Below are 26,934 nucleotides of genomic sequence, written 5' to 3'. Positions count from 1 at the left end.
TGCCGGGTTAGCCGGGGTGAGTGGTGACCGAGTCGAGGATCTCGTTGGCGAGTTGTTCGGGGGAGCGGGGTTCGGTGACGTCGAGGTGGTTCAGGGCGAGTTGGTCGACGACGGCGAGCATTCTCGTCTGGTAGCCGAGCGACCGGGCGAGGAACTTGTCGACCAAGTAGCGGCCCTCGGCGGGCAGATCGTCGTACCTGCTGGTGCAGTGCATGCGGGCCGCCAGGACACGCTCATTCGCGCTGAGCCAGACAGCAGGGGTGTACGGCGTGGTCAGCCGCGCCACGTTTGCGGGCCAGACCCCGGATCCCTCGAGCACCAACCCCGCCGCCGCAGTTGACGACTCGTGACCAGCTCCTCGATCCGCGGCCACATCCGCTCGTAGTGGGCGAGCAGAGCGTCGACCAGCTGCTCGCCGGTGAAGGACCGATAGTGCTCGACGACATGCGCCGGAACCTCGTGGTTCGGTGTGGCCCACGGCCGCCCGGGATGCCGGCCGAGCTTGTCCGTGGACAGGTAGTCGAACCCGAGTCTCCCTGCCAGAACCTGGGCAACCGTCGACTTCCCGACGTTCGAGGTCCCACCGACCAGCACCACGCGGACGTCGTGCAGCGAGCCCATCTAGTGGTGGGGGCGGAGGGCTCGGTTGGCGGCGGGTTCGGCTATTTGGGCGCGGAACTCGTTGGCGGGGTAGACGCCGAGGATGCGGACCTCTACCGAGAAGAAGGCGAGTTCCTCGAGGGCCAGCGCTACGTTCGGGTCCTCGGGATGGCCTTCGATGTCGGCGTAGAACTGGGTGGCGAAGAACATGCCGCCCAACTGGTACGACTCCAGCTTGGTCATGTTGACGCTGTTGGTCGCGAAGCCGCCGAGGGCCTTGTACAGCGCGGCGGACACGTTCCGCACGCGGTAGACGAACGACGTGATGGTCGGACCGGACCCGACCGGCGGGACCTCGGGTTCGCGGGACAGGACCAGGAAGCGGGTCGTGTTGTGGTGCTCGTCCTCGACGTCGGAGGCCAGCGTCTCGAGCCCGTACAGCCCGGCCGCGGCCCGCGGCGACAGGGACGCGACGGTCGGATCACCCAGCTCCGACACCTCCCGCGCAGCACCGGCGGTGTCGTCGGCTACGACCGTCGACCACCCGTGCTCGCGGATGATCTTCCGGCACTGCCCGAGCGCGTGCACATGGCTGCGAACGGTGCGGATCTGGTCGAGCGACGTACCGGGAACACCGAGCAACTGGAAGTGGATCGGCAGGAAGTACTCACCGACGATGTGCAGCCCGGACTCCGGCAGCAGGTGATGGATGTCCGCGACCCGGCCGGCGATCGAGTTGTCCACCGGGATCATCGCGAGTCCGGCACGTCCGCTGCTGACCGCCTCGAGCGCGTCCTCGAACGTCGTGCAGGGCAACTGCTCGCGGTCCGGGAACATGTCGGTGCACGCCATCGCCGAGTTGGCGCCTGGCTCACCCTGATAAGCGATCGGTCCGTCCACGATCTCCCAGGGTAGACCCCTCGGATCTCAGTACCCGGATCAGGTGTCCGACTTGCGGACCTTCTCCGGCGTCCCGGTCACCGCGCGGCCCTCGAGCGCCTTCGCCTTGGTGGCGTACATGTCGAGGTACTCCTGCCCGGACAGCTCCATGATCTTGTACATGATCTCGTCGGTGACCGCCCGCAGGATCAGCCGGTCGCTCTCCATGCCCTCGTACCGGGAGAAGTCCAGCGGCTCACCGAACTTCACCGTCGGCGAGGCGAACGACGCGACGATCTTCCCGGGCGGGGCGACCACGTCGGTCCCGATCACGCCGCACGGGATCACCGGCACCTTGGCCTCGAGCGCCAGCCGAGCGACGCCGGTCCGGCCCTTGTACAGCCGCCCGTCGTGCGAGCGGGTGCCCTCCGGGTAGATCCCGAACAGCTCGCCGCGCTCCAGCACCTTCATCCCGGCCCGCATCGCGCCCTCGGACGCCGACCCGCCGGAGCGGTCGATCGGCACCTGGCCGGTGCCCTTGAAGAACCCGCGCTGGAACCGGCCCTTGATGCCGGCCCCCGTGAAGTAGTCGGATTTCGCCACGAACGTGACTCGCCGCCGCAGCACCAGCGGCATGAAGATCCAGTCGGAGTACGACAGATGGTTGCTGGCGATGATCGCGGCGCCGGTCTCCGGGATGTTCTCGGCGCCGACCACGTTCGGCCGGAAGATCCGCCGTACCGGCGGTCCGACGACCACGTTCTTCAGCACCCAGTAGATGCCCTTGCCGTCGCCGTCGCCGGCATCCACGACCGCAGGGTCCGGCTCCCGCCGCGGCGACTGTGCCGGTTCCGTCATCGGTGTCCCTTCCGTAGAGGTCACGCAAGAGGTCACGCAGCCTCACGCGTTCCCCGACCCCTCATGATGCCGCACGATCGCCCGGTTGGCTCGTACGTCGCCACGCGGGAACTCCTCACACTCCGCGGCCGGCCTTCGTAAGCTGCTCACGGCACCGTCGCCCAGGTGGGGGAGAGAACCATGCGCACGAAGCGCCTGACCGCAGTCCTAGCACTGCTAGCTGGGGTCCTGATAACCCTGCCCGCGAGAGCGGCCGCCCCGGACGCGACCGTCGTACCGATCCAGGTGACCGGCCCGGCGGCGTCGCGGTTCAACCTGGTGGTGATGGGCGACGGCTACACGGCGGCCGAGCTGCCGAAGTTCCGCGAGCAGCTCGACAAGCACCTGAACATCCTCTGGAGCATCGAGCCGTTCAAGTCGTACCGGAACTACGTCAATGTGTACGCCGTCGAGATCGCGTCCCCCGAGTCCGGCGTCGACTGCGATCCCGGTCTGACCGACCCGAAGCGCGACACCCCGCTGCAGATGGGATTCTGGGGCGGGTGCAACCCGGGTAGCGTCCAGCGCCTGCTGACGGTCAGCCAGGCGGCCGCGACGCAGTACGCCGACCTCGTTGCGGGGACCACGAGCGCCAACCGGCAGATCCTTGCTATCGGCAACAGCGACACCTACGGCGGTGCGGGCGGGACGTACGCCACGGCGTCCGGGGGCAACGCGCTCTCCGCCCTGATCACGCCGCACGAGCTCGGGCACTCGCTCGGCGGGCTGCAGGACGAGTACGACTACTACGCCCGCGGCGAGCGCGGTGCGCCGTACCAAGGTCCTGAACCTTCCTCGATCCACCACACGTTGCTGACCGAGCAGCAAATGCTGGAGCGGCACACGAAGTGGTGGCGCTGGCTGGGGGAGAAGTCCGAGTCCGGCGGCACGATCGGCCGCTACGAGGGCGGCATGTACGCCGGATCGGGCGTCTGGCGGCCCAGTGCGCACTCGATGATGAAGGCCCTCGGCTACTACTTCGATCAGCCGTCGCGCGAGCGGATGACCCAACGCCTCTCCGCCAAGGCGAACCTTTTCCAGGACAGCGCTCCGGCCGGCCCGGTCGCCGCTGACCAGGTCGTTTGGCTGCAGACCTTGCACCCGGTCGACCATGAGCTCGACGTGACCTGGGCCGTCGACGGTACGGCGCTGCCGACCGCGAACGCCCGTACCGTCGACCTGTCCACGCTCGACCTCGCGCCCGGGCCGCACACGCTTTCCGCGACGATCGTCGACCCGACCGAGTTCATCCGCGATCCCGCCGTACGCCCGACGGCCACTCGCTCGTGGACCGTCGACCCCTCCCTCCCAGCCGCTGCGCAATCGTTTGAGCCGACGTTCACCGGGTCCACGTCGACCGAGCACCCGGTCGGTGCCGACGAGGTCGTGTACGCCGAGACCCAGCAGTCCGTCGGGGCCATCACCTGGAAGGTCGACGGCCGGACGGTCGCGAACCCGGGCAACGACCGCGACCTCGATCTCGCACCGCTGAAGCTGACCGGGCGGCACACGCTGACCGCGCAGTCCGGCTCCGAAACACTCAGCTGGGACGTCGACGGCGTACAACCGGTCGTGACGTCGACGATGTCGAAACCGCTGCTCACCGTGCAGAAATCGAGCGGGCCGGAGTACATCTACAACGACGCGTTCACGATGGGTCTGGCCGCGACGGACGACAGCGCGGGGTACGTCGTACTGGAGTTCCGCGTCGACGGGGACGGTTGGTACAACTACTACGGCTGGCCGACCGATGCGTCCGCGCCGTTCCGGTTCACCGCCGAGGGGACCGCGATCGACCAGCTCGTGTACGGCAAGCTCGGCGTACCGCGGATTGTGCCGTGGGACGACGTACCGCCTGGGTACGGGCGTCATCAGGTCGAGTACCGCGCTATCGATGCCACCGGCAACGTCGGCGACCCGCGCCGGTTCGCGGTCACGCTCTTGCGTCCGGCACCAGCGTGTACGACGACACTCACCGGGGTGCACGACGGACCGCTGTACCTCAGCAAAGGCGTCACGTGCCTGACCGACGCGACCGTCAAGGGCGCTGTCCTGGTCGCCGCAGGCGCGTCCCTCGTTGCCACCGATTCGCGAGTCAACGGCCCTGTCCGTGCCGATCGGGCAGCCGACCTGCACCTGCTGCGTTCCACGATCGGCGGGCCGGTCAGCGCGAGCGGCATCACCCGCAGCCTGGTCGCGGTCGGCAGCACCGTCCAGGGACCGCTATCCGTCACGAACAGCCGCACAACCGACCCGGTCGCGCTCGCCGGGAACACCGTCAACGGTCCGCTCACCTGTTCGGCCAACACCCCGGCGCCGACCAACTTGCAGGCACCGAACCGGGTCTCCGGGCCGCGCTCCGGGCAGTGCGCGAAGCTCTGAGCCGGGCGGACATGCAGGTGAGTTTCGCCGACATGTTCCCGGCGCCCGGGGTCCTCTAACTTTCTCGGTGCGGGGACTTCCCGCCGTACCGAAGGAGTGAGAGTGAACGGACTGCGGGTGGCTTCGTTGATGGCGGCCACGATGACGACGGGCCTGGTGGCCGGGGTGTACGGGATCTACGCGAACGCGTTCATGCCCGGCCTCGCGAAGACCGACGACAAGACTTTCGTCGCGGCCTTCACGGCCGTCGACCGGGCGATCGTGAACCCGCTGTTCCTCGGCCTCGGTTTCGTCGGCGCACTGCTCTTCACAGGGCTCGCCGGCCTGCTCAGCCTCAAGGAGAACGCGCTGCCGTGGATCGCGGTCGCGTTCGTGCTGTACCTGGTCACGATGATCCTCACGATGGCGGTGAACGTCCCGTTGAACGATGCGCTGAAGGCGGCCGGCGACCCGGCGACGATCGACGTCGCGGCGGCCCGCGCGGCGTTCGACGAGTCCAAATGGGTGGCCTTCAACCTGGTCCGGACCCTGCTCGCGCTGGTCTCGTTCGGCTTGCTCGGCTGGGCCCTCTACCTGACCGGAAAGTCCGCCGCCCAGCCGTGACCTTATTTGCAGTTATTTCCAGGTACGGTTCGTCGCGAATCGCGACCTGGGGAGGCACAGGTGGAGGACTCGACGGACTGGTGGGACCATCGGCCGGTCTTCTCGACCACCGACAAGACATCCCGCATCACCGGACTCGCCCCTGGTGAGCGACCTGGACGCGTGACGGCACGCCTGCTGGTCACGGCGGTCTTGTGCTTCCTGGGCTGGGGCGCCGTGAGCCTGCTGGGTACGTCGTGGTTGTGTGGAGGGACCTCCGCGCCGGCCGATACCTGTGCGGTCGATGTCCCCGGCAACCTCCCGACCGGCTGGTTCATCGCCGCGGCGGTCGTCGTGGGCTACTTGGTCCTCCACGTCACGGTCGATCAGACCGAACAGGCGCGGCAACAGCTCGGGCAGCGCCGGGCAGCCGGGTTGTTCAGGGCGGCCCCGGTCCTGGCCGGGATGTCCGTCGGTGCCGGTCTTTCGGTCGTCACCGCCGTCGCGCCCGACCCGTCCGAGATGTTCCGGCGTACCGTCCACGGCCTGATCGGCACCGAGGCCATCGCGATCTCGGCGGTCGTGGCGGTGGTGACGGGCCTCTGGTTCGTCACCGTGGCGGTTCGGCTGCCGTCGGCACTGCTGCACGCACGGCAGCGTCAGGTGACCATCGAGCGACTGCGGCGCGACGGGCGCCGGTACGCCGGGACGGTGAAGCTCGGCCGCATCGTGCTCTGGCTCGGGAACAACCCCGAACTGGAGGTCACGATCGCGTACGACTCGCCCGCCGGCTCCCACGAGGTTCGGGCGCGGATGCGGACCTCGCCCGACCGGGTGCCCGCGGACGGCAGCCGGGTCGTCGTCTTCGACGACCTCCGAGGCGTCGTTCACGTCGAGCTCGATCCCGAGGCCGAGCCGGCCTTCGAGCCGGAGGCGCGGTACGCCCCGTCGGAGTGATCGGGTTCTGAGAGACTGTGCGCGTGCCACCAGTTCAAGCTCCGCCGTCGCAGCAGCTTCCCGCGGTCCAGAAGTTGCGGGTGAGGTTCGCCAAGCGTGGGCGGCTGCGATTCACCTCACACCGCGACTTCCAGCGGGCGTTCGAGCGCGCCGTACGGCGCGCCGAGCTCCCGGTGGCGTTCTCGCACGGTTTCAGCCCGCACCCGAAGATCTCGTACGCCGGTGCCGCGCCGACCGGGGCCGCCTCCGAGGCGGAGTATCTGGAGATATCGCTCACACACGAGCGGGACGCCGACCAGGTCCGGGCCGCCCTGGACGAGGCGCTGCCGCCCGGTCTGGACGTCCTCGAGGTGGTCGTCGCCGGGCCGGGGGCGCTGGCCGAGCGGCTGGAGGCCAGTGAGTGGCAGATCGCGTTGCCGGGAGCGGATCCGGAGGCAGCCGCCGCAGCGGTGCGGACGTTCCTCGAAAAGGACGAAATTCTGGTCGAGCGCATGACCAAACGAGGGCTTCGCTCGTTCGACTGTCGGGCTGCTGTTCTCCGACTCACCGTCGCGAGTGAACCGGGGCCGGTTGCGGCGTGTGCGATACTGCAAGTGGTGTTACGGCACGGAACCCCGGCCGTGAGACCCGACGACGTTCTCGCCGGCGTGCTCGAGGTAGCGACGCTCCCGGTGACGGGCCCGGCTCTTTTGACCAGGCTCGCCCAGGGCCCGCTTACCACGGACACCGGCACGGTGGAAGATCCGCTCGCTCGTGACCGCGACGCCAACCAGGCGACCGCGACCGGCCAGGCAGATCCCCGCCAGACGCACACAGCGGAGGGCGACGCCGCCGCTCCCTCTGTGCCCTGAGCGCGGGCGGAGCGGATCCAGCAGGCTTCCGCCGTACCGCGCCCGTGCACCATCTGAGGGCCGGTGAGGCGAACCGTGACCGCCTTGTGGCTGCGCCGGACCCGTGACAGGGGTCGCCGGATGCGCCGGAAGGCTTGAGGAGACCCGCACTACATGCTCGACAACGAGCCGACCACCGAAGCAGCCGGAACGGCTGCCCCCGCCCAGTCCGCCGCCACTCGCAAGACTGCGAAGACGGCCGCCGCGAAGAAGACCACCACGACGCGCAAGCGCGCCGCGAAGAAGACGGCCGAGCCCGCCGCGGAGGCCGCTGAGCCGGCCAAGAAGACCGCGAAGAAGACGGCTGCCAAGGCGACCGCGAAGAAGGCTCCGGCCAAGAAGGCGGCGCAGAGCCCCGCCAAGACCGCCGCGACCGCCAAGAAGACGGCCAAGCGCACCACGAAGAAGGCCGCCTCCCAGGACACGTTCCCGGAGCTGTTCGCGCCGCCCGCGGAGCCCACCGCCGAGGCCGCTACGGCCGAGGCGACTGCTCCGGCCAAGAAGACCACCCGCAAGCGCACGACCAAGAAGGCCGCCGCGACCCCGGCGACCGACGCCTCCGCTGACGCCTCTGCGACCGCGAACCCCGGTTCCTCGGCGAACCCCGGGATCGGCGAGCACGGCGGCGCTTCGGGTGCTGCGGCTGAGGCACCGGCTGCGCAGCGCAGCTCTCGGCGCCGTACGACGAAGTCCGCCGCGGCACCGGCCGACTCCGCGGCGTCCGACGCCCCGACCACGGCTCCCGACGCTCAGGCGGCGGCTCCCGTGACTCAGACGGCTCCCGAGGCCGCGGCTTCCGTGAACTCCGAGACGCAGGCCGAGGCGCCGAGCACCCGGCGTTCCCGCCGTCGGCCGGCTGCCGCGGCGGCGGTGCTGTTCCAGGCGCCGACCGACGTACCGCAGGCCGACGAGACCGCGACCGCGAAGACCACCCAGTCCAAGGCGACCCAGCCCAGGTCCGGCCAGTCCAAGACGGCCCAGCCCGCCCAGGCGGCGAGCGGCGCGGCGGACACGGCGGATGCGGCAACCCAGAGCGCCCCGGAGCCGGGTGTCGACGAGCAGCCGACCGGCACGCGCCGCCGCCGGAGCCGTCGCGGCCGCGACGCCGAGGCCCGCGAGAACGCGGCCGAGCCGACCACCGACGACGCACAGCCGCAGGCCGTGACCGCCGAGGCCGATGGCGAGGCCGCCCCGAAGACCGAAGGCCGGTCCAGTCGCCGAGCCAACGCCCGGACGAGGGCCGCCGCCAAGAGCGACGAGACCGACACCGACACCGACGACACTGACGCCGACGCGGAGGCTGCCGACAGCACCGCCGACGGCCAGGGTGAGGACGGCGAGGAGGGCACCCGTCGTCGCCGCCGTCGTCGTGGCGGTCGCCGTCGTCGCAAGTCCGGTGACGCGGACGGCGCGGACGACAGCGCCGACGAGCAGTCCGACGACGACCAGGACGACGAGTCCGAGCAGGACACCGACGCCCAGACCGCTGACTCCGACTCCGACGCCGAGGCTGACACGGACGAGGACGGCGAGGCGGGTAGCAGTTCGTCCCGCCGTCGCCGCCGGCGTCGCCGCCGCAAGGGCGAGGACGCCGCGACGTCCCCGGACGACCCGGACGAGACCGTCGTGCGGGTCCGTGAGCCGCGCAGCAAGAACAGCGCGAACGAGGTCACCGCGATCGAGGGCTCGACCCGTCTCGAGGCGAAGAAGCAGCGTCGCCGCGAGGGCCGCGCCGCCGGCCGCCGCCGCGCACCGATCGTCACCGAGGCCGAGTTCCTGGCCCGGCGCGAGTCGGTCGAGCGGACGATGGTGATCCGGTCCCGCGAGGACGTGACCCAGATCGCCGTTTCCGAGGACAACGTCCTGGTCGAGCACTACGTGACGACCGCGGAGCAGACCTCGCTGATCGGCAACGTGTACCTCGGTCGCGTGCAGAACGTGCTGCCCAGCATGGAGGCCGCGTTCATCGACATCGGCAAGGGCCGCAACGCGGTGCTGTACGCCGGCGAGGTGGACTGGGCGACCCTTGGTGGCGCCAACGGCCCCCGCAAGATCGAGCAGGTGCTGAAGTCCGGTCAGTCGGTCCTGGTCCAGGTGACCAAGGACCCGATCGGCCACAAGGGCGCCCGCCTCACGAACCAGATCAGCCTGCCCGGCCGGTACGTCGTGTACGTCCCGCGCGGCGGCAACGGCGGCATCAGCCGCAAGCTGCCCGACACCGAGCGGAGCCGGCTGAAGACGATCCTCAAGGACATCGTCCCCGACGAGGCCGGCGTGATCGTCCGGACCGCCGCCGAGGGTGCCTCGGAGGAGGAGCTGACCTCCGACGTCAGCCGCCTGCAGGCCGCCTGGGACGAGATCGACAAGAAGTCCAAGAACGGTCAGGCCCCGCAGCTGCTGTACGGCGAGCCCGACCTGCTGATCCGCGTCGTACGGGATCTGTTCACCGAGGACTTCGCCAAGCTGGTCGTCTCCGGCGACCGTGCCTACGACCAGGTCCGGGAGTACGTCGAGGGCGTCGCGCCGCACCTGGTCGACCGGCTCGAGAAGGCCCAGAGCGACGTCTTCTCGGACTACCGGATCGACGAGCAGATCAAGAAGGCGCTGGACCGTAAGGTCTGGCTGCCGTCCGGCGGTTCGCTGATCATCGACCGCACCGAGGCGATGACGGTCGTCGACGTGAACACCGGCAAGTTCACCGGGTCCGGCGGCAACCTCGAGGAGACCGTCACCAAGAACAACCTGGAGGCGGCCGAGGAGATCGTCCGGCAGCTCCGGCTCCGCGACATCGGCGGCATCATCGTCATCGACTTCATCGACATGGTGCTCGAGTCGAACCGGGACCTGGTGCTGCGCCGGCTGGTCGAGTGCCTGGGCCGCGACCGGACCAAGCACCAGGTGGCCGAGGTCACCTCGCTCGGCCTGGTCCAGATGACCCGGAAGCGGATCGGCACCGGCCTGCTCGAGGCGTTCAGCGAGAACTGCGACCACTGCGGTGGCCGCGGGCTGATCCTGCACGACGAGCCCAAGGAGTCCCGTCGCCGCGACGGCCGCAACGGCCAGAACAACGGCCAGAGCAACGGCAACGGTCAGGACCAGAAGCCCGCGCAGGCGGAGGAGGGCGGCCGGAAGAGTTCGCGCCGCCGCCGCGGCAAGGGACGGGGCGAGGACGAGCCGACCACCGAGCCCGAGGCGGCGCAGCACAACGGCGACGCCGCCCAGAAGCTGGCCCAGATCGCCGCCGCCTCCGCGAAGGCGGACGAGCAGACCGACGGTACGCCGGAACCCACCGGCTACCCGGTGTCCGCCGGCGCCGACGAGCACGTGAGCCCGGAGGCCACCGGCTTCCCGGCTCCGGAGACGGCCACCCAGGCCGCCTCGGAGACCGCTGAGGCACCGGCTGCCGAAGCATCGGACGCCACGCAGAACGGCGCCCCGAAGACCACCCGGCGGCGGCGTAGCAGCCGCAGCCGGAGCAAGACCGCTACCGACAGTGAAACGACCGAACCCTCGGAGCTCGTCACCACCGGTAGCTGACGCGATGTGACACGGGTCCCGCAGCGGGCGGGCAAGCCAGTTTGACCCGCTTGTGACGGGACCCGTAAACTTGAGCGTCGGCGCGCGGTTCCGCGTGCCATGTTTGTGTGGGCCGCCAGGTCTGTGCAGGCCCCCGTTAGTTTTCCGATCCAGCAGAGAGTGAGATCCACGGTGTACGCGATCGTGCGCAGTGGCGGCACCCAGCAGAAGGTCGCCGTCGGCGATGTCATCGAGATCGACAGCCTGACCGACCAGGTGGGCGACACTGTGTCGCTGCCGGCGGTCCTCGTCGTGGATGGCGACACCGTGACGGCCGACGCTGCGGCGCTGGCCAAGGTGGCCGTGTCGGCCGAGGTTCTGGGCCGCACCAAGGGCCCCAAGATCCACATCCTCAAGTACAAGAACAAGACCGGTTACCGCAAGCGCCAGGGGCACCGTCAGCACTACACCCAGGTCAAGGTCACCGCGATCGACGCGAAGAAGAAGTGAGCTGATCAAGACATGGCACACAAAAAGGGAGCAGCGTCGACCCGTAACGGTCGCGACTCCAACGCCCAGCGCCTCGGCGTGAAGCGGTTCGGCGGTCAGCTGGTCAACGCCGGCGAGATCATCGTCCGTCAGCGCGGCACCCACTTCCACCCGGGCAACCTGGTCGGCCGTGGCGGCGACGACACGCTGTTCGCGCTGGCCGAGGGCCACGTGGAGTTCGGCACCCGGCGCGGTCGCCGCGTCGTCAACATCGTCCCGGCCCCGGCGGAGTAACACCGCCACCCGGACGTATCAGCAGCTCTGCAAAGGGCGGGTCGCGGAATACCGCGTACCCGCCCTTTTGCTGTGTATGAAGCATCAGACTCCCCGCTCCGCTCGGAGGGCGGGGGGACGACAGGAAGTAGAGAACACCGATGGCCATCCCCAGCTTCGTCGACCGCGTTACGGTGCATGTCACCGCGGGCCGCGGCGGAAACGGCTGCGCCTCGGTGCACCGGGAGAAGTTCAAGCCGCTCGGCGGCCCCGACGGCGGGAACGGCGGCGACGGCGGCAGCGTGATCCTGCGCGTCGACCCGGACGTCACGACGCTCGTCGACTACCACCGCTCCAGCCACCGCACCGCCACGAACGGTGCCCAGGGCAAGGGTGACAACCAGGCCGGGGCCAATGGCGGCGACGTCGTGCTGCCGGTCCCGGACGGCACCGTCATCAGTGCGGCGAACGGCTACGTACTGGCCGATCTCGTCGGACCGGGTGCGGAGTTCGTTGCGGCGCAGGGCGGCAAGGGCGGTCTGGGCAACGCGGCGCTGGCGAGCAGCTCGCGGAAGGCGCCCGGGTTCGCGCTGCTCGGTGAAGAGGGCGAGGAACGCACCCTCGTCCTGGAGCTGAAGGTCGTCGCCGACGTCGGCCTGGTCGGGTTCCCGAGCGCCGGCAAGTCGTCGCTGATCGCCGCGATCAGCCGCGCGCGGCCGAAGATCGCCGACTACCCGTTCACCACCCTGATCCCGAACCTCGGCGTGGTCGTTGCCGGTGACACCACGTTCACCGTCGCCGACGTACCCGGTCTGATCGAGGGTGCGAGCGAGGGGCGCGGGCTCGGGCACGACTTCCTGCGGCACGTGGAGCGGTGCGCGGCGCTGGTGCATGTCATCGACTGCGCGACGTACGAGCCGGGCCGGGACCCGTTGAGCGACCTCGACACGATCGAGGCGGAGCTCGAGGCGCACGGCGGGCTCGAGGACCGGCCGCGACTCGTTGCCCTGAACAAGATCGACGTACCGGACGCCCGCGAGATCGCTGAGATGGTGCAGGCCGAGCTGGCGGAGCGCGGGTACCGGGTGTTCCCGATCTCGACCGCTTCGCACGAAGGCCTGGAGGCCTTGAAGTTCGCGATGGCCGAGATCGTCGTACGGCGGCGTGCGGAGCAGGCGAAGCCCGACACCACGCGGATCGTGATCCGGCCGCAGGCACAGGGCGGACCCGAGTTCAAGGTGAAGAAGCTGCCGGACGACGGCGGCTGGCTGGTGCAGGGCCAGAAGCCCGAGCGCTGGGTGAAGCAGACCGACTTCGCGAACGCGGAGGCGACCGGGTACCTCGCCGACCGGCTGAACCGGCTCGGGGTCGAGGAGGAGCTGCTCAAGCTCGGTGCGAACCCGGGCGACGCGGTCGTGATCGGGGACGGGCCGAACGCGATCGTGTTCGACTTCGCGCCCGACGTCATGGCCGGTGCGGAGATCCTCGCCCGGCGCGGTGAGGACCACCGGCTCGAGGAGGATCGTCCCGCGGCGCAGCGGCGGCGGGCGAAGGACACCGAGTACCACGCCTTCCGGGAGGGCGAGCGGACCGAGGACTGGTCGGAGTACGGCCAGAACTGGGACGCCGACGAGGTCGACCTGTCCCCGGCCGAGGCGAAGCGAGCAGCGGACGCTGCGGCGAAGCTGGCGCGCAAAGAGGCGCGCGAGCTGGCGGCGCAGGAGGAACTCGACCAGAACGGTTGATCCATGACACAGCGCGCGGAGGCGTTGAACGCCACGCGAATCGTCGTGAAGGTCGGCTCGTCGTCGCTGACCCAGCGCGGCAAGATCGACCTCGAACGGCTCCGGCTGCTCGTCGACGCCATCGCGGCGCGCCGGGTGGAAGGCGCCGAGGTCGTACTTGTCTCGTCCGGCGCGATCGCCGCCGGCCTGGCCCCGATGGGGTTGCGCACCCGGCCGCGTGACCTGGCGACGCAGCAGGCCGCTGCTTCGGTCGGCCAGGGGCTGCTGATGGCCCGCTACAGCGATGCCTTCGCGGCGCACGGTTTGAGGGTCGGCCAGGTGCTGCTGACGGTCGACGACGTGACGCGCCGATCGCACTATCGCAACGCCTACCGGACGTTTGCCCGGTTGCTCGAGCTGGGCGTCGTACCGATCGTGAACGAGAACGACACGGTCGCGACCACCGAGATCCGCTTCGGCGACAACGACCGGCTCGCGGCGCTGACCAGTCACCTCGTGCACGCCGACCTGCTGCTCCTGCTGTCCGACGTCGACGGGCTGTACGACGGGGATCCGCGCAAACCTGGTACGTCGATGGTCACCGAGATCCGTGGTGCCGCCGACCTGGAGCCGCTCGCGATCGGGAAGTCTGGCGCGTCGGGCGTCGGTACGGGCGGTATGCAGACGAAGGTCGAGGCGGCCGCAATCGCTACGGAGGCAGGGATTCCGGTGATCCTCACCTCTGCCGCGAGAGTCGGTGAGGCGCTCCGCGGGGAGCCCGTCGGCACGCTGTTCCATCCGACCGGCCGGCGCCGCAAGACGCGCCTGCTGTGGCTGGCACACGCCACTTTGGGGCAGGGCATCCTGCGGTTGGACGAAGGAGCAGTCCGTGCGGTCACGCAGCGTCGCGCGTCTCTGCTGCCGGCCGGAATCACTGCGGTAGAAGGGAACTTCTCCGCCGGTGACCCGGTCGACCTCGTGTCGCCAACAGGGGTCGTCATCGCCCGCGGACTCGTGAACTACGACGCCTCCGAGCTCCCCGACCTCCTGGGCCGCTCAACACGGGACCTTGCTCGCGAGCTGGGTTCGGCGTACGAACGCGAAGTCGTCCACCGCGACGACCTGGTTCTCCTCTAACGCCGCGCGCGGCTCCCGTCCGCCACCAGCACGACGAGTTGGACGATCATGGCCACGATCGACCCGACGAACCCGATGCCCAGCATGATGCGCACGAGCATCGCCCAGTCGAACGAGGTATCGCCGAAGTCGAACGGGAAGACCTGCCAGACGCGAATGATCGCCACCAGGCCGATGCCGGTGATGACCAGGTCACCCAGCGACTTCAGCCGCGGTGGGTCCACGAGCAGATAGACGACGTTCGCGCCGAGTCCCGCGATCAGTGACGCGGTGACCCAGCCGAGGATCTGCTGGGTTTCGGACGTCAGGAACGGCACCTGCTGCCAGCCCGGCCAGAAATGGATGGCGTAGAGCGCTGCAGCGTTGAACACGATGGCGAACACATAGCCGGTCCGCCGGCCGGCCCGTGAGGGGCGGCGTCCGGTCCGCTTCAGCATGATCGCACCTCCTCGCTACAAGCTTCGCCGGAACGACAGCGACTGTCCTGCCCCAAAGGTCCTGTCCTGCGAGGTCCGTAGGCCCTGCTGCTCGTCCATCGTTTCGGTGAGGCTGGGACAGAGGTGTGAGGAGCCGACATGAACGTCTTGGTTGCGTACGGCAGTAAGAACGGGTCGACGGCGGGGATCGCCGACATGATCGTCGCCGCGTTGCAGGCGGAAGGGCTGATGGCGCAGGCTCGTCCGGCTGCCGATGTCCGGTCGGTGGAGGAGTACGACGCTGTTGTGCTGGGCGGGGCGCTCTACGCGGGTCGGTGGCATCGTGATGCGCGCACATTCGCGCGTCGGCACACCAAGGCGCTTCTGGGCCGACCGGTCTGGCTGTTCAGCAGCGGCCCGCTGGACGATTCTGCTGATATCGGCGAGATCCCTCCCGTGGCTCAGGTCGCCAAGGTGTTCGAGCGCCTCGGCGCTGTCGAGCACGTGACCTTCGGTGGCCGCCTCACCGAGGAGGCCGGCGGATTCATCGCCAAGACCATGGTCCGCAACGGTACGGGCGGCGACTTCCGCAACCAGGAGCGGATCGCTGACTGGGCGCACACCATCGCCAGTCAACTGCGGGCCGGCGCACCTGCCGAGACGAAATGAGCCAGGAGGTGAAAGGGATGGCGAAGTCTGACGAGACGCGGGCGGACGTGCTCGACGTCCTGCGCGGAGTGGTGGACGGCGTCAAGGCCGGAACGGTCTTCGGTGCTCCGGTGCGTCACAAAGGAATCACCGTGCTTCCGGTCGCACGGATCAGTGGTGGTGGAGGTGGTGGTCGTGGTGACAACAGCAACGGCCGCGCGGCCGACGGGTCCGGCGGAGGCCTCGGGCTGTCCGCGAGGCCGGTCGGCGTCTACGTGCTCGGCAACGACAAGGTCACCTGGTCACCCGCGATCGACGTCACCAAGGTCATCCTGGGTGGCCAACTGGTCGGAATCGTCGCGCTGCTGACCCTCCGCACCTTGTTCAAGATGATCCGCGACCGCCGCCAACAGCCTCTGCCGGAAGAACCTACGATGACCGAGTGAAACTCGCCTGGGGTCTGCTCGCCGCGTGGATCGTGCACGACCTCGAGGAGCTGGCGACGATGCCGTCCTTCTCGCAGCAGCCCGATCTGCCGGCACCGCTCACGAAGGTGCTGCCGATGTCGCGCAGCGAGGCGGCCACGGCCATCGGGCTGACTGGCGTCGCGATCGCGGCCGCCTCCGCCGCGGGTGCGGCCACCGGCGGACGCAGCAAGTTCTTCCAGGCATCGCTGATGGGCTTCGGCCTCCACGCCGGCACCCACCTCGCCCAGTCCGCCGTACTGCGCCGCTACACGCCCGGCCTGATCACTACGCCTCTGGTGGTGATCCCGTTCAGCGTGTGGGCCTGGCGACGCCTGAAGACCGAGGGCGTACCGATCGCCCCGACCGATCGCCGCCTCACCCTCGCCCTCGCCGCGATCGTCCCGCTCTCCCACGCGATCGCCCGCCTTCCCCGCCTCCGACGAACCTGAAGCCGATCGCCACGCCATCACAATGCGCGACCGTGACCGCCGCCACGCTCGGCCGCGCGTCCTGTGAGCGATTGTGATGGCCTGGCGATCCGCGGATCCCCACCACTCATCAACCCGGCCGGACGGGCTGCCTGTCGGGATGCCCACGCGTGGTCGTGGCGAGGAACTGGCGGTTGATGAATGGCGGGCGTCCGGGGGTTGGGGTCGTCTGGTGAGATCGGCGTCCTTCTTCGTGAGTGCGGGGCAATACGATGAAGGGGTGAGCGAGATCATCGAGTTGGCTCGGCGGGCGCGGGTGGCGTCGTACGCGTTGGCGGAGGCGTCCCGGGCGACCAAGGACGCGGCGTTGCACGCGATGGCGGCGGCGTTGCGGGCGAACACGGACGCGATCGTCGCGGCGAACGCGAAGGACGTGGCGGCTGCGCGCGATGCCGGTACGCCGGAGTCCACGGTCGACCGGCTGGCGCTGAACCCGGCGCGGGTCGACGCGATGGCGGCCGGGCTGGAGCAGCTCGCGGGGCTGGCGGATCCGATCGGTGAGGTGGTCCGCGGGTACACGCTGCCCAACGGACTCGAGCTCCGGCAGGTGCGGGTGCCGTTCGGCGTCGTCGGCATCATCTACGAGGCTCGGCCGAACGTGACGGCCGATGCCGCGGGCATCTGCCTGAAGTCCGGAAACGCGGTCCTGCTGCGAGGTTCGTCGTCCGCAGCCGCGTCCAACGAGGCGATCATCGCCGTACTGCGGGACGCCGCGGAGTCGACCGGTCTACCGGCCGACATCGTGCAGGGCGTGCCGACGGATCGGGCCGCGGTGAAGGAGCTCATGCAAGCACGCGGCATGGTCGACGTACTGATCCCGCGCGGTGGCGCCGGGCTCATCCAGACCGTGGTCAGCGAGTCGTCCGTACCGGTGATCGAGACCGGGGTCGGCAACTGTCACGTGTACATCGACGCGGAGGCGGATCTCGACCTCGGGCTGGAGATCCTGCTCAACTCCAAGACCCAGCGCCCGAGCGTGTGCAACGCCGCCGAATCCCTGCTGGTGCACGCATCGGTGGCCGACGAGTTCCTCGCCCGTGCACTGCCTGCGCTCGCCGAAGCCGGCGTCACCGTGCACGGCGACCCCAAGGTAGTTGCAGCCAGCAACAACCAGCCGCCGGCGGGTGCGGTGGTGGAGGCGAGTGAGGAGGACTTCGGGACGGAGTACAACTCGCTCGATCTGTCGGCGGCCGTCGTGGACTCGCTCGAGGACGCGGTGCAGCACATCCGCCGGTACAGCTCGGGTCACACCGACGCGATCATCACCCGCTCGCAGGCGGCCGCGCGCCGGTTCACGACCGCGGTCGACTCGGCGGCGGTTGTGGTGAACGCGAGCACACGCTTCACCGACGGCGGCGAGTTCGGCTTCGGCGCCGAGATCGGCATCTCCACCCAGAAACTCCACGCCCGCGGCCCCATGGGCCTCCCCGAAATGACCTCCACCAAGTACGTAGTCACCGGCGAAGGCCAAATCCGCACCTAACCACTCACCGGCCCCCACCACCACCCCACCCCGTCACACCCCGACCCTCTTGTTCCGAGGTGGTGTCAGGCCGGGCCTGGGGTCCAGGTGAGGGTGCCTGTTCGGAGGTCGTGGAGGACTGCATCGATCCACTTCGCCTCAGCAACGGCGACCGCGACCTGGTACTCCGTCTCGAGCAGCGCGAACCGGGGAATCGGCTGCCCGTCCACCTCCGTCCGCAGCTCCAGTTGCAACTCCGCGATCCGCTTGGTCAACCGCTCGCGCCGCTGACCAAGCAACTCACCCGCGGTCTCCGGCGGTAGCAGCATCACGAACGACAACCCAGCTGGAAACTCCGGGAACTCGTTTCGCGGCGTCGTCAGGATCTCCGCCAACCACTCCAGGCAGACCTCCCGCCCCTCGTCGGTCAGGTGGTAGACCGTCCGCTCCGGATACCGCTCGTCCTGCTCCGTCGCGCCGGCCGTGATCAGACCGGCCTCCTCCAGACGCACGATCATCCGGTACAGGCTGGTCCGCTGCCCGACGTTGACCACCTGGTCCTTGCCCCATTGCTTGATCAGCCGCTGGATCCCGTACGGATGCAGCGGCCCGTTCTCCAGCAGGCCGAGGATCGCCAGCGCCAGCGTTGAGCGTCGAAAAGTCACCTCTCCACCATAGGGGACAAAGAAACTAGTTGCAATGTAACTAGACCGCATGTAACTATCGATCCATGAGAGCAGCAGAACTGACCCAAGGCACCGCCACCTCCCGCGACGGCACCGAGATCGGCTACTACAAGACCGGCGAGGGCCCGGCCGTCGTCGTCCTGCACGGCAGCATGGAGTCGGCCCGCAGCCACACGCTGTTCGCGGAGGCGCTGGCCGACGAGTTCACCGTCTACCTCCCGGACCGCCGCGGCCGCGGACTCTCCGGCCCGCACCAGCCGGACCACAGCGTCCGCACCGAGATTGAGGACCTGGACGCCGTTCTCACTGCGGCCGGAGCCGAGCGCGCGTTCGGCATCAGCGCCGGGGGAGCAGTGGTCCTGGAGGCAGCCCGCACCCTCCCAACGCTCAAGCAGATCGCGCTCTACGAGCCCGCGATCGTCGCCGACGGCGCGCCGCATCGCGAGTGGCTGGCACGGTTCGACCAGGAGATCGCCCGCGGCGACGTCGCCGGAGCGATGGTGACGAGCATGTTCGGCTTCGAGATGGCGCCGGCGTTCCTCAAGGTGATGCCGCGCGGTCTGCTGCGCTGGATGACCGAGAAGATGATGTCGAAGGAGGAGCGCCAGGCCGACGCCGGCGCGATCACCATGCGCCAGCTGGCCCCGACGATCCACGTCGAGGGCACGATCGTCGCCGAGTTGGGCGGCACCTTCGACAACTTCCGCACCGTCGAGGCCGAGGTCCTGCTCCTCGGCGGCAGCAAAGGTCTTCCCGGCCTCGGGCCCGGCCGGGCATCCCTGGAGAAGGTCCTACCGCACTGCCGGCGGATCGAGTTCGACGGCTACGACCACGGCTCGTCTTCGGACCCCGGCGGCGTCAACCCGAACGGCAAGCCCGAGGTGGTACGCCGCATCGCCGCCGAGGTGAAGGCCTTCTTCAAGCAGTCGTGAGCGCCCAGTCGACGGCATCCGCGACGTCGGTGACCGGGTATCGCACCGCCTGCACCACCCGGTCCGCGCCCACCACCAGCACGACCCGCTTCAACCGCTCGTACCCGCCGGCCCGGAACGTCGGCAACCGCAGCGCCGCCACGAGTTCCAGATCGAGGTCGGACAGCAGTAGGTGTGGGATTTCTTCCGCCCGAGCGAACGCCTGCTGCTCGTCGGTCCGCTGCGTACTCACCCCGCGGACCGCGATCCGCTGCGACGCGAAGTCGACGTACCGGCCCGCGAAGAGCCGATTCTCCAACGTGCATCCGGCCGCCCCGGCGATCTCGTCCCACCCGTCCGGTAGCCGAGTCGGCCGGCCGGTCGCCGGGTACCCGAAGAGCACGGTCGCCCGCGCGTCCGCATCCACCACATCAACCGTCGTACCAGCGATCGACGGCAAAGCGACGTGCGGCACCCGTTGACCCACGAGCTCCTGCAGGCGCTGCGCCGGCGGCTCGTCCGCGGCGTTCGTCCCGGTGAGCGACCCGTCGCCGAGCAGCCAGCGATCGCCCCAGTCCTGCAGTGCGACGAGGACCGGCAGTAGTGCGCGCCCGCGCGGCGTCAACTCGTAGGCGTAGCGCGTCGGCCGGTCCTGGTACGCCGACCGCTCGACGATCCCGCTCTCCAGCAGGCCGTTCAGCCGCTCGGTCAGCACTTTCCGCGAGATGTGCAACGACCCCGCCAGTTCGTCGAACCGCGCCAGCCCACGCGCCAGATCGCGGACGATCAGCAGTTCCCAGCCGTCGCCGACGACGCCGAGGGACTGCGCGATCGCGCAGTCCGGCTCGGGCGAGAAAGTGCTCCGCCGCACGTCCGCCCTCCTTGGAATCCCGGTTGCCGGCACGCCGGCGGGTCGAGTAAGTTCCCAACAGGAACTCACTGTACCGGAGGGGTGGACGTGTACTGGCGCCGGATCGCGGAGCTGCCCACCTGGCTCAAGGCGGTGATGGTCGGCCAGCTCGTCAACGGGGCCGGTGCGCTCGCCTGGGTCTACCTCACGCTCTACCTCGTCGAGGACCGCGGCATGTCGGCGCAGCAGGCCGGTTTCGCCGCGGCGGCGTACGGTGTCGGCCTGGTCGGCGGCAACCTCGGCGGCGGCTGGTTCGGCGACCGGTTCGGTCTGCGTACGGCGGCGCTCGCGAGCCAACTGCTGTGGGCGATCTCGTGCATGGCGATGCCGCTCGTGCCGGGTGCTTCGATTGCGGTCGTCGCGGCGCTGGCCGGTCTCTTCGGCGGAGCCGGGCGCCCCAACCTGAGCGCCCTCGTCGCGACCGCGCTCCCGCCCGAGCGTCGCCGCGAAGGCATCGCGCTGTCCCGCACCGCATCCAACGCCGGCTTCACCATCGGACCGCCGCTCGGCGGCCTGCTCGCGGCGTACGACTTTTCGCTGGTCTTCGTCGTCGACGCCGTCACCAGCCTGGTCATGGCCGCGATCGTGTGGCGCTGGGTCCCGAGCGCGCGCCGTACGTCGGGGCCGTCGGCAACCGGTCTGTGGAAGTCGGTCCTGAGCGACCGCCCGGTCCTGATGGTGCTCGCGACGATCGTGGTGGTCGACACCGTCTACCGGCAGATCTTCGCCACCATGCCCCTGCTCCTGCGCGATGCGGGTACGCCGGCGGTCGCATACGGCGTACTGCTCGGGGCGAGTTCGGTCGTCATCGTCCTCTTCGAGGCGCCGATCGCCGTACGCCTCCAGGGTCACCGGGCGACCCGGGTAATCGCGGCCGGGTTCGCGTGTATCGGCCTGGGGCTCGCGATCCTCGGCGTCTGGCCGGTGCTGGCGGGCGCCGCGCTCGCGATCGTGGTGATGACGGCGGGGGAGATGCTCTACAAGCCGACCGCCACTGCCTACGTGGCCGACGCGGCGCCGGAGGGGATGGTCGGGCGGTACTCGAGCCTGTACGCCGCCGCGTCGATCAGCGGCATGTTCCTCGCGCCGGCGATCGGCGGTACGACGTACCAGCACGCGCCGCAACTGCTCTACCCGGTGGCCGCGGGCCTGGCGCTGGCTGCGGGCGCCGTACTGCTGCTCACCCGGGCAAGGGTGCGGGACGTCCTTCCCAGCGAGTCGACAGCACAACCGTCGTCCGGGTCCTGACCACGCCGTTCACGCGGCGCAGCGAGCCGACGACCGCCTCCAGTTGCGTCACGTCGGCCACCCGGACCTTGACCACGAGCTCCTGGTCACCGGCGACGAACCAGCAGTCCTCGACCGCAGGGATCTCGCGGACCTGCTCGACGATGTCGTCGGTCTCGACGTCGTCGCGCTGGAACAACCCGATCAGCGCGCTCGTGCCGAGGCCGACCTGCTCCGGGGCGACCACCGCGCGGTAGCCGAGCAGTACGCCGCGCTCCTCGAGACGTCGTACCCGCTCCTGGACGCTCGGGCCGGACAGGCCGACCACCCGGCCGAGCTCGGCCCAGCTGGAGCGGCCGTTCAGCCGGAGCGCCTCGATCAGCTGCCGATCGATCGCGTCCATGACGCCTCCTGTTCACCGCAGATTCTAAGGTCAGGAATGTCCTGTGCCTTCAATTCGTTTGTGAGAGCGTAACTCTTACCGTACAATTTGAGGTACCGGGGACAGTCCGCCCCGGTTCCGCCGTACCAACCCTGTGAAGGAACCATGATCACCCCCGAAGTTGCCCGTGCCCGTATCGACGAGATGCACCGCGCCGCAGCGCAGGCCCGCCGCGTGCACGCCGTACCGTCTGCCTGGCGCCGGTTGCTGACCCGTAACGGCCGCCACAGCTGACCTTCCTATCGCGACCGGTGTCCCGCGGCGAGTGTCCGGGGCCACCGGTCGCTGTCGTTCCGGCGGTCACGAGATAGGCTCTGCCTCATGTTCACGCTCCTGGTGCCGCAGGTCGCGGCTCTCGAAGAGGCCGCGGTCGAGGCCTCGCACATCTCGAAGTGGTGGTACGGCGGGTTCGCGCTCTTCGTCCTCGTCCTGCTGCTGCTCGTCACCGTCATCATGGGCAAGGGCCGGCCGCACAGCTGAGCGGCTTGGTGAAAGGCTGACGTGGCTTTTGTGGAGCGGGTACGACGCATCGGCGTGATGGGTGGCACGTTCGACCCGATCCATCACGGGCACCTGGTCGCGGCCAGCGAGGTGCAGTCGTACTTCGACCTCGACGAGGTGATCTTCGTCCCGACCGGCCAGCCGTGGCAGAAGTCGGACCGGAAGGTCTCCCCGCCCGAGGACCGGTACCTGATGACGGTCATCGCGACCGCGTCGAATCCGCGGTTCTCGGTCAGCCGGGTCGACATCGACCGGCCCGGTCCGACGTACACGATCGACACCCTGCGCGACCTGTCCGCGCTGTACCCGGACGCCGAGCTGTTCTTCATCACCGGTGCCGACGCGCTCGCCCAGATTCTGACCTGGCGGGACGTCGACGAGATGTTCAAGCTGGCCCAGTTCGTCGGCTGTACGCGGCCCGGTACCGAGCAACTCGAACTGCCGCTGGACCAGCTGCCGATGAATCGGATCACCCTGCTCGAGGTGCCGGCGCTGGCGATCTCGTCGACCGAGTGCCGCGCCCGGGTCGCCAAGGGCAACCCGACCTGGTACCTGGTGCCGGACGGCATCGTCCAGTACATCGCCAAGCGTGAGCTCTATACCAACCGTTAGACCCAGCAGTTTTAAGGACGGGACCACATGCCAGCCAGCGAACGCGCCATCGAGCTGCTCACCGCGGCCGCCGAGGCGGCCCATGACAAGAAGGCCGAGAACGTTCTCGCCTTCGACGTGTCCGAGCAACTCGCCATCACCGACGCGTTCCTGGTCGCGTCCGCCTCCAACGACCGCCAGGTGCGCGCGATCGTCGACGCGATCGAGGAGAAGCTCCGCGTCGACTTCGACGCCAAGCCGGTCCGCCGGGAGGGCGCCCGCGAGGGCCGCTGGGTGCTGCTCGACTACCTCGAGATCGTCATCCACGTCCAGCACGACGAGGAGCGCTCGTTCTACTCGCTGGAGCGCCTGTGGCGCGACTGCCCGGTGATCCCGCTGCCGTCGCCCGTCCCTGGTTCGGCTTCGGCGGAATGAGCGCGGGCCGACTGATCGTCTGGCGGCACGGCCGGACGGAATGGAACCTGCAGGACAAGATCCAGGGCCAGGCCGACATCCCGCTCGACGCGGTCGGCGTAGCACAGGCACGCGCCGCGGCCGCTCGACTCGCGTCGCTCGCGCCCACGCGGCTCTTCGCCAGCGACCTGCAACGTGCCGCGTCCACCGCGGGTGAGCTCGCCGCACTGACCGGTCTGAAGATCGAGTACGACGAGGCGCTCCGCGAGATCGACGTCGACGACTGGGCCGGCCTCACCATGGCCGAGCTCGCCGCCGTCAACCCTGAGGCCGCCACCCGGATCCGCAGCGGCGAACCGCAGCGCCGCGGCTCCAACGGCGAAACCATCGAAGAAGTCGCGGAGCGCTTCGCCGATGCGCTGTCCCGCATCTCGTCGGAGGGATCCTCCGAGGACACCATCGTGATCGCCACCCACGGCCTCGCCGCCCGCGTCGGCATCTGCCTGTTCCTCGGCATCCCGCAAGCCAACTGGCCCGCCTTCGGAGGCCTCGCCAACTGCAACTGGGTCTCTCTGCTCCCGGGCCGCGCCGGCTGGCGAATCGAAGAATGGAACGCCGGCTCCCTCCCCGAACCAGTAATGAGCGACGACCCCCAACGCTAAGAAGTACTGGTGTCCTGCGCCGGGCGCTCGTGGTGCAAGCCCGGCCTCGTCGCAGTGGCAGTCCTCCCCAAACCAGTTTGGGGACGCCCGCGGTTTGGTTCGGGGAGTGCTACTGCCCGATCCCGGGGGACAGGCCTCCCCAAACGCTCGGGCCGCTGCTTCGGGAGCCTCCGGGCCGCGCCGCGACGTACCGCAAGCAGTGGAGAGACCGTGCAGATCAAGCTCTCGTCATACCTGTCTGGAGACCGCAAACGGACTGTCATCTACCTCACCAGCCCCACGAGGGAACCGATTTTTCTTTGCAGGCACTCATCCGCTAAGCTTTCGGAGTCGCAAGACACCGCGGGGCTTTGGCGCAGTTGGTAGCGCGCTTCCATGGCATGGAAGAGGTCAGGGGTTCGAATCCCCTAAGCTCCACCGCAGGTCAGAGGCCGGTTTCCCACTCGGGAAACCGGCCTCTTTCATGACCTGAGTGACTAACTGAGTGACTCACGGTTTCGGGGCAGGATCTCGTCCATCGCTTCGGCCCCCTCGGTCAGCACCGGCCGCAACTCGTGCCAGTACACGGTCTCGGTCACCTGGGTGCTCTTGTGCCCGACCAACTGCGAGATCTGCTCGATCTGCACACCGCTGGCGCTGAGCAACGACACGAAGCTGTGTCGCAGCTCGCGAGGCGTCCAGTCCGCCGCGTTCAGTCCAGGTGTCAGGGCGACCACGCGACGGAAGGCGCGCCGGACGTTGGCGGCGTCCAGCTCGGTGCCGATCGAGGTGCAGAACACGAGGTTGTGATGCCTCCACCGATCGCCAGCAGTGGCCCTTGCGATCTCCTGGTGTTGTAGGTGGTCCGTCAGCGCCTCAACGCATCGTTCCGGAAGCCGGAGGGTCCGGCGAGACTTGCGCGTCTTCGTGTCGCCTCGCTCGCGCACCGATCCGCCACACCTCGATCGACGGCGGCCGGGGCGGTTCGGCGTACTGCGCTCCCTTCAAGTCCACGTGATCCCAGGTGAGAGCCCGCATCTCCTCCGTGCGTGCGCCGGTCAGCAGAGACACCACGATGTATGCGTGCATCCGGGTCGCCGTCGCGACGTCGAGCAGCCTCGACGCCTGCTCAAGCGTGAGGGACTTCGACGGGCGGCCGTCCTTCGCGCCACGAGCTTGCTCCGGTCCGCTTCCGATCAGTGATGTGCCGGCCTCCGAGGCGAAGCTCCAGGAGTGCGTGACTAACTGAGTGGCAACGGCGTGGTGCATCCCTGGACAGTTGCGCACGTCCACGGACGGCAACTTGAGCCACGCAGCGGGCCGTTGAGGGCCAGGCTGTGAAGGGCATGGAAGAGGTCAGGGTTCGAATCCCCTAAGCTCCACCGCAGGTCAGCGGCCCTTTCCCGATCGGGAAAGGGCCTCCTCTGTTTGACCTGGGAGGCACAACGGGAGGTGGGTAGGCACCCGATGAACGGATCATTGGTTTGTCTTCCGACTCGTCTGTGGGTTGCTGCGCCGGCGGGTGGCTGCGACGTACCTCACCGACTCCACGGCGAGGAATGCGGTGATGACGGCGATGAGGACGGGTGCGGTCTGCAGCGCGCCCAGTTGGCTCATGAACGCGGCGAGCAGGACCAGCGCGAACGGCGCGGAGACCAGGGCTCCGGGAACCGCGGCGAGCATGCACGTGAATGCGAGTCCCAGGGGCATGTCGGGGAAGACTTGGTGCACGAACACTCCGGCCGTGCCGCCGACGAAGAGCGCTGGGAAGATCGGGCCGCCGACGAATCCGCTCGCCTCACAGACGGCGAAGGTGAGGATCTTGGCGATCACGAGGGCGGCCAGGAGGCCCGCGCCGAGTGTCTCGCCGGTCTGCAGCACGGTCTTGAGCTGGTCGCTGCCGGTGAACATCGTCAGCGGCAGGATCACGCCGACGACACCGAACACCAGGCCACCGATCACCGGCCGCACGATGGCCGGCACTTTGAGCCGGCCGAACATCCTTGCTGCCAGCTTCATCACGGCGCCCAGCAGCGTCACCACCATCGCCGCGAACAGGCCCAGGCCGAGTCCGGCCAGCAACTGCCAGTCCTCGAAGGTGAAGGCGGGCACCGCGTAGGCATCAAGGAAGAAGGCGCCCGCGACGACGAAGTAGATCGCGAACGAGACGCTGGAAGAAACGATCGTGGCGGCCAGCGTCTTGGCCATCCGTTGCCCGCCCGGGCGGGAGACCTCCAGGATGAGCATCACCACGATCAGGGTGCTGGAGAACAGTCCGCCATAGGCGCCGGCGAACCCGGCCCTGGTGTTCACCTGGCTGTCTTCATCGTTGAGCCGGCGTCGTCGGGCGGTCCACTGCGCGGCGCCGCCGCCCATGGCTCCGAGTGCCTGCTCCGGGCCGAGGCTGGCGCCTCCGATCAACGAGGCAGCCGAGACGACCACCACCCCTGGCACCGATCGGCCATCGACGTGGCCGTGCTCGAGGTCATCGATCAGGCTCGGGATCTTGTCTGGCAGGTGGGTCCACCGGCGCAGGAGGCCGACCACGACTCCGGCCGCCGCCGTGACGGCCAGCCACCACCACTGTCCGCCGAACCATCCCGGATCCGAGACCGTGTACCACTCGTCCCCAAGCCCGATCAGTCCCATGAACAGCAGGGCGACGCAGGCGCCGAAGACGCCGAGTCCGAGCGCATTGACCATCAGCACCCAGAACTGTGGCGTCTGAGGGAACGGCGGCGCCGGTGCCGATCCTGACGTGGCGCTCATGAGGTGTGGTTCCTCTGCCTGGTCCGCATGTGGGC

31 protein-coding genes and 1 tRNA gene are annotated in these 26,934 nt (G+C 69.1%); 21 read left to right on the top strand and 11 right to left on the bottom strand.

Annotated features, from left to right (window positions below; genetic code table 11):
* Positions 1-7: 7 nt before the first annotated feature.
* From E0H45_RS42985 to E0H45_RS29355, 4 genes are read right to left on the bottom strand one after another with little or no spacing between them, the layout of a single operon-like run.
* The gene (locus E0H45_RS42985; RefSeq protein ID WP_202872554.1) at positions 8-286 is read right to left on the bottom strand and encodes a hypothetical protein; all 279 of its coding nucleotides are present in this window, start codon (positions 284-286) and stop codon (positions 8-10) included.
* On the bottom strand, positions 274-621 hold the full coding sequence (locus tag E0H45_RS42980) for a P-loop NTPase family protein (protein WP_202872553.1): 348 nt from the start codon (positions 619-621) through the stop codon (positions 274-276). Before E0H45_RS42980 ends, E0H45_RS42985 begins: the two co-directional genes overlap by 13 nt.
* On the bottom strand, positions 622-1,500 hold the full coding sequence (locus E0H45_RS29360; protein WP_131343231.1) for a prephenate dehydratase: 879 nt from the start codon (positions 1,498-1,500) through the stop codon (positions 622-624). It lies immediately after the preceding gene.
* A 39-nt stretch (positions 1,501-1,539) separates the two neighbouring features.
* On the bottom strand, positions 1,540-2,337 hold the full coding sequence (locus tag E0H45_RS29355; RefSeq protein ID WP_130381086.1) for a lysophospholipid acyltransferase family protein: 798 nt from the start codon (positions 2,335-2,337) through the stop codon (positions 1,540-1,542).
* A 180-nt stretch (positions 2,338-2,517) separates the two neighbouring features.
* Here E0H45_RS29355 and E0H45_RS29350 point away from each other — a divergent pair, with 180 nt between their 5' ends.
* The 9 genes from E0H45_RS29350 to proB all read left to right on the top strand — a co-directional run bounded on the left by E0H45_RS29350 (position 2,518) and on the right by proB (position 14,326).
* The gene (locus E0H45_RS29350; protein WP_131343229.1) at positions 2,518-4,758 is read left to right on the top strand and encodes a M64 family metallopeptidase; all 2,241 of its coding nucleotides are present in this window, start codon (positions 2,518-2,520) and stop codon (positions 4,756-4,758) included.
* A gap of 102 nt (positions 4,759-4,860) precedes the next feature.
* On the top strand, positions 4,861-5,361 hold the full coding sequence (locus E0H45_RS29345) for an anthrone oxygenase family protein (RefSeq protein WP_131343227.1): 501 nt from the start codon (positions 4,861-4,863) through the stop codon (positions 5,359-5,361).
* A gap of 60 nt (positions 5,362-5,421) precedes the next feature.
* Positions 5,422-6,297, top strand: coding sequence for a hypothetical protein (locus E0H45_RS29340; RefSeq protein WP_131343225.1), 876 nt, complete (start codon positions 5,422-5,424; stop codon positions 6,295-6,297).
* A 23-nt stretch (positions 6,298-6,320) separates the two neighbouring features.
* Positions 6,321-7,148, top strand: coding sequence for a TIGR03936 family radical SAM-associated protein (locus E0H45_RS29335; protein WP_131343223.1), 828 nt, complete (start codon positions 6,321-6,323; stop codon positions 7,146-7,148).
* A 153-nt stretch (positions 7,149-7,301) separates the two neighbouring features.
* Positions 7,302-10,724: an Rne/Rng family ribonuclease gene (locus tag E0H45_RS29330; protein ID WP_131343221.1), complete on the top strand. Its 3,423-nt coding sequence runs from the start codon at positions 7,302-7,304 to the stop codon at positions 10,722-10,724.
* A 171-nt stretch (positions 10,725-10,895) separates the two neighbouring features.
* Positions 10,896-11,213, top strand: coding sequence for a 50S ribosomal protein L21 (gene rplU, locus E0H45_RS29325; RefSeq protein WP_131343919.1), 318 nt, complete (start codon positions 10,896-10,898; stop codon positions 11,211-11,213).
* A gap of 12 nt (positions 11,214-11,225) precedes the next feature.
* Entirely contained in the window at positions 11,226-11,486 is a 261-nt protein-coding gene (rpmA, locus tag E0H45_RS29320; protein WP_112245816.1) for a 50S ribosomal protein L27, read from the top strand.
* A gap of 140 nt (positions 11,487-11,626) precedes the next feature.
* Positions 11,627-13,210 carry a GTPase ObgE gene (obgE, locus tag E0H45_RS29315; RefSeq protein WP_131343219.1) on the top strand — a complete coding sequence of 528 codons (1,584 nt, stop codon included), beginning with the start codon at positions 11,627-11,629 and terminating at the stop codon, positions 13,208-13,210.
* A 3-nt stretch (positions 13,211-13,213) separates the two neighbouring features.
* Positions 13,214-14,326 carry a glutamate 5-kinase gene (gene proB / locus E0H45_RS29310; protein ID WP_131343217.1) on the top strand — a complete coding sequence of 371 codons (1,113 nt, stop codon included), beginning with the start codon at positions 13,214-13,216 and terminating at the stop codon, positions 14,324-14,326.
* On the opposite strand, the gene E0H45_RS29305 is transcribed toward proB, so the two are convergent.
* A complete protein-coding gene (locus E0H45_RS29305) occupies positions 14,323-14,763 on the bottom strand; it encodes a hypothetical protein (protein ID WP_131343216.1) in 441 nt (146 codons plus the stop codon). The two genes, proB and E0H45_RS29305, sit on opposite strands and share 4 nt — an antisense overlap.
* A gap of 138 nt (positions 14,764-14,901) precedes the next feature.
* Between E0H45_RS29305 and E0H45_RS29300 the strand changes: the two genes are divergently transcribed.
* The 4 genes from E0H45_RS29300 to E0H45_RS29285 all read left to right on the top strand — a co-directional run bounded on the left by E0H45_RS29300 (position 14,902) and on the right by E0H45_RS29285 (position 17,828).
* Positions 14,902-15,411, top strand: coding sequence for a flavodoxin domain-containing protein (locus tag E0H45_RS29300; protein WP_131343214.1), 510 nt, complete (start codon positions 14,902-14,904; stop codon positions 15,409-15,411).
* Between the two features lie 17 nt (positions 15,412-15,428).
* Entirely contained in the window at positions 15,429-15,836 is a 408-nt protein-coding gene (locus E0H45_RS29295) for a spore germination protein GerW family protein (RefSeq protein ID WP_131343212.1), read from the top strand.
* Entirely contained in the window at positions 15,833-16,306 is a 474-nt protein-coding gene (locus tag E0H45_RS29290; RefSeq protein ID WP_131343210.1) for an HXXEE domain-containing protein, read from the top strand. The genes E0H45_RS29295 and E0H45_RS29290 overlap by 4 nt, the downstream gene beginning before the upstream one ends.
* A 259-nt stretch (positions 16,307-16,565) precedes the next feature.
* Positions 16,566-17,828 (top strand): glutamate-5-semialdehyde dehydrogenase, encoded by a 1,263-nt coding sequence (locus E0H45_RS29285; RefSeq protein ID WP_131343208.1) that lies wholly within the window; start codon positions 16,566-16,568, stop codon positions 17,826-17,828.
* 65 nt (positions 17,829-17,893) lie between these two features.
* Here the strand turns inward: E0H45_RS29285 and E0H45_RS29280 are convergent, their stop codons facing one another.
* Positions 17,894-18,472: a PadR family transcriptional regulator gene (locus tag E0H45_RS29280; RefSeq protein ID WP_202872552.1), complete on the bottom strand. Its 579-nt coding sequence runs from the start codon at positions 18,470-18,472 to the stop codon at positions 17,894-17,896.
* Between the two features lie 65 nt (positions 18,473-18,537).
* Here E0H45_RS29280 and E0H45_RS29275 point away from each other — a divergent pair, with 65 nt between their 5' ends.
* Positions 18,538-19,425, top strand: a complete 888-nt coding sequence (locus E0H45_RS29275; RefSeq protein WP_131343204.1) for an alpha/beta fold hydrolase — start codon at positions 18,538-18,540, stop codon at positions 19,423-19,425.
* Here E0H45_RS29275 and E0H45_RS29270 read toward each other — a convergent pair.
* Positions 19,412-20,275 carry a winged helix-turn-helix transcriptional regulator gene (locus E0H45_RS29270; protein ID WP_131343202.1) on the bottom strand — a complete coding sequence of 288 codons (864 nt, stop codon included), beginning with the start codon at positions 20,273-20,275 and terminating at the stop codon, positions 19,412-19,414. The two genes, E0H45_RS29275 and E0H45_RS29270, sit on opposite strands and share 14 nt — an antisense overlap.
* Before the next feature lie 81 nt (positions 20,276-20,356).
* Between E0H45_RS29270 and E0H45_RS29265 the strand changes: the two genes are divergently transcribed.
* Positions 20,357-21,562 (top strand): MFS transporter, encoded by a 1,206-nt coding sequence (locus E0H45_RS29265; RefSeq protein WP_131343200.1) that lies wholly within the window; start codon positions 20,357-20,359, stop codon positions 21,560-21,562.
* Here E0H45_RS29265 and E0H45_RS29260 read toward each other — a convergent pair.
* Complete coding sequence (locus E0H45_RS29260) at positions 21,495-21,944, bottom strand: Lrp/AsnC family transcriptional regulator (protein ID WP_131343198.1); 450 nt, start codon at positions 21,942-21,944, stop codon at positions 21,495-21,497. The genes E0H45_RS29265 and E0H45_RS29260 overlap by 68 nt on opposite strands.
* A 144-nt stretch (positions 21,945-22,088) precedes the next feature.
* On the opposite strand from E0H45_RS29260, the gene E0H45_RS43700 reads away from it, so the two are divergent.
* From E0H45_RS43700 to E0H45_RS29240, 6 genes are all read left to right on the top strand, one after another.
* Positions 22,089-22,217: a hypothetical protein gene (locus E0H45_RS43700; RefSeq protein WP_272949008.1), complete on the top strand. Its 129-nt coding sequence runs from the start codon at positions 22,089-22,091 to the stop codon at positions 22,215-22,217.
* A gap of 87 nt (positions 22,218-22,304) precedes the next feature.
* Positions 22,305-22,463: a hypothetical protein gene (locus E0H45_RS42610; protein ID WP_165546626.1), complete on the top strand. Its 159-nt coding sequence runs from the start codon at positions 22,305-22,307 to the stop codon at positions 22,461-22,463.
* A 57-nt stretch (positions 22,464-22,520) separates the two neighbouring features.
* A complete protein-coding gene (gene nadD, locus E0H45_RS29255) occupies positions 22,521-23,096 on the top strand; it encodes a nicotinate-nucleotide adenylyltransferase (protein ID WP_238155410.1) in 576 nt (191 codons plus the stop codon).
* Positions 23,097-23,123: 27 nt separating this feature from the next.
* The gene (rsfS, locus tag E0H45_RS29250) at positions 23,124-23,510 is read left to right on the top strand and encodes a ribosome silencing factor (RefSeq protein WP_131343193.1); all 387 of its coding nucleotides are present in this window, start codon (positions 23,124-23,126) and stop codon (positions 23,508-23,510) included.
* On the top strand, positions 23,447-24,151 hold the full coding sequence (locus tag E0H45_RS29245) for a histidine phosphatase family protein (RefSeq protein ID WP_238155357.1): 705 nt from the start codon (positions 23,447-23,449) through the stop codon (positions 24,149-24,151). Before rsfS ends, E0H45_RS29245 begins: the two co-directional genes overlap by 64 nt.
* A gap of 344 nt (positions 24,152-24,495) precedes the next feature.
* A tRNA-Ala gene (locus E0H45_RS29240) sits at positions 24,496-24,568 on the top strand.
* A gap of 59 nt (positions 24,569-24,627) precedes the next feature.
* Here E0H45_RS29240 and E0H45_RS29235 read toward each other — a convergent pair.
* The 3 genes from E0H45_RS29235 to E0H45_RS29230 all read right to left on the bottom strand — a co-directional run bounded on the left by E0H45_RS29235 (position 24,628) and on the right by E0H45_RS29230 (position 26,899).
* Positions 24,628-25,077, bottom strand: a complete 450-nt coding sequence (locus E0H45_RS29235) for a tyrosine-type recombinase/integrase (protein WP_202872551.1) — start codon at positions 25,075-25,077, stop codon at positions 24,628-24,630.
* Positions 25,007-25,399 carry a hypothetical protein gene (locus E0H45_RS42975; RefSeq protein ID WP_202872618.1) on the bottom strand — a complete coding sequence of 131 codons (393 nt, stop codon included), beginning with the start codon at positions 25,397-25,399 and terminating at the stop codon, positions 25,007-25,009. Before E0H45_RS42975 ends, E0H45_RS29235 begins: the two co-directional genes overlap by 71 nt.
* Before the next feature lie 207 nt (positions 25,400-25,606).
* On the bottom strand, positions 25,607-26,899 hold the full coding sequence (locus E0H45_RS29230) for a chloride channel protein (protein ID WP_165546625.1): 1,293 nt from the start codon (positions 26,897-26,899) through the stop codon (positions 25,607-25,609).
* Positions 26,900-26,934 lie beyond the last annotated feature (35 nt).

The sequence above is a fragment of the Kribbella soli genome (genome assembly GCF_004331345.1).
Classification (GTDB): Bacteria; Actinomycetota; Actinomycetes; order Propionibacteriales; family Kribbellaceae; genus Kribbella; species Kribbella soli.
The sequence above is the reverse complement of the archived record's forward strand: the minus strand, read 5'-3'. Positions and strand labels throughout refer to the sequence as shown.

Excerpts from the sequence above, each read along its gene's own strand:
- E0H45_RS42980 (WP_202872553.1), bottom strand. The coding sequence starts at position 621 with ATGGGCTCGCTGCACGACGTCCGCGTGGTGCTGGTCGGTGGGACCTCG.
- E0H45_RS29355 (WP_130381086.1), bottom strand. The coding sequence starts at position 2,337 with ATGACGGAACCGGCACAGTCGCCGCGGCGGGAGCCGGACCCTGCGGTC.
- E0H45_RS29350 (WP_131343229.1), top strand. The coding sequence starts at position 2,518 with ATGCGCACGAAGCGCCTGACCGCAGTCCTAGCACTGCTAGCTGGGGTC.
- E0H45_RS29330 (WP_131343221.1), top strand. The coding sequence starts at position 7,302 with ATGCTCGACAACGAGCCGACCACCGAAGCAGCCGGAACGGCTGCCCCC.
- rpmA (WP_112245816.1), top strand. The coding sequence starts at position 11,226 with ATGGCACACAAAAAGGGAGCAGCGTCGACCCGTAACGGTCGCGACTCC.
- obgE (WP_131343219.1), top strand. The coding sequence starts at position 11,627 with ATGGCCATCCCCAGCTTCGTCGACCGCGTTACGGTGCATGTCACCGCG.
- proB (WP_131343217.1), top strand. The coding sequence starts at position 13,214 with ATGACACAGCGCGCGGAGGCGTTGAACGCCACGCGAATCGTCGTGAAG.
- E0H45_RS29305 (WP_131343216.1), bottom strand. The coding sequence starts at position 14,763 with ATGCTGAAGCGGACCGGACGCCGCCCCTCACGGGCCGGCCGGCGGACC.
- E0H45_RS29300 (WP_131343214.1), top strand. The coding sequence starts at position 14,902 with ATGAACGTCTTGGTTGCGTACGGCAGTAAGAACGGGTCGACGGCGGGG.
- E0H45_RS29295 (WP_131343212.1), top strand. The coding sequence starts at position 15,429 with ATGGCGAAGTCTGACGAGACGCGGGCGGACGTGCTCGACGTCCTGCGC.
- E0H45_RS29275 (WP_131343204.1), top strand. The coding sequence starts at position 18,538 with ATGAGAGCAGCAGAACTGACCCAAGGCACCGCCACCTCCCGCGACGGC.
- E0H45_RS29260 (WP_131343198.1), bottom strand. The coding sequence starts at position 21,944 with ATGGACGCGATCGATCGGCAGCTGATCGAGGCGCTCCGGCTGAACGGC.
- E0H45_RS43700 (WP_272949008.1), top strand. The coding sequence starts at position 22,089 with ATGATCACCCCCGAAGTTGCCCGTGCCCGTATCGACGAGATGCACCGC.
- E0H45_RS42610 (WP_165546626.1), top strand. The coding sequence starts at position 22,305 with ATGTTCACGCTCCTGGTGCCGCAGGTCGCGGCTCTCGAAGAGGCCGCG.
- nadD (WP_238155410.1), top strand. The coding sequence starts at position 22,521 with ATGGGTGGCACGTTCGACCCGATCCATCACGGGCACCTGGTCGCGGCC.
- rsfS (WP_131343193.1), top strand. The coding sequence starts at position 23,124 with ATGCCAGCCAGCGAACGCGCCATCGAGCTGCTCACCGCGGCCGCCGAG.
- E0H45_RS42975 (WP_202872618.1), bottom strand. The coding sequence starts at position 25,399 with ATGCACCACGCCGTTGCCACTCAGTTAGTCACGCACTCCTGGAGCTTC.
- E0H45_RS29230 (WP_165546625.1), bottom strand. The coding sequence starts at position 26,899 with ATGAGCGCCACGTCAGGATCGGCACCGGCGCCGCCGTTCCCTCAGACG.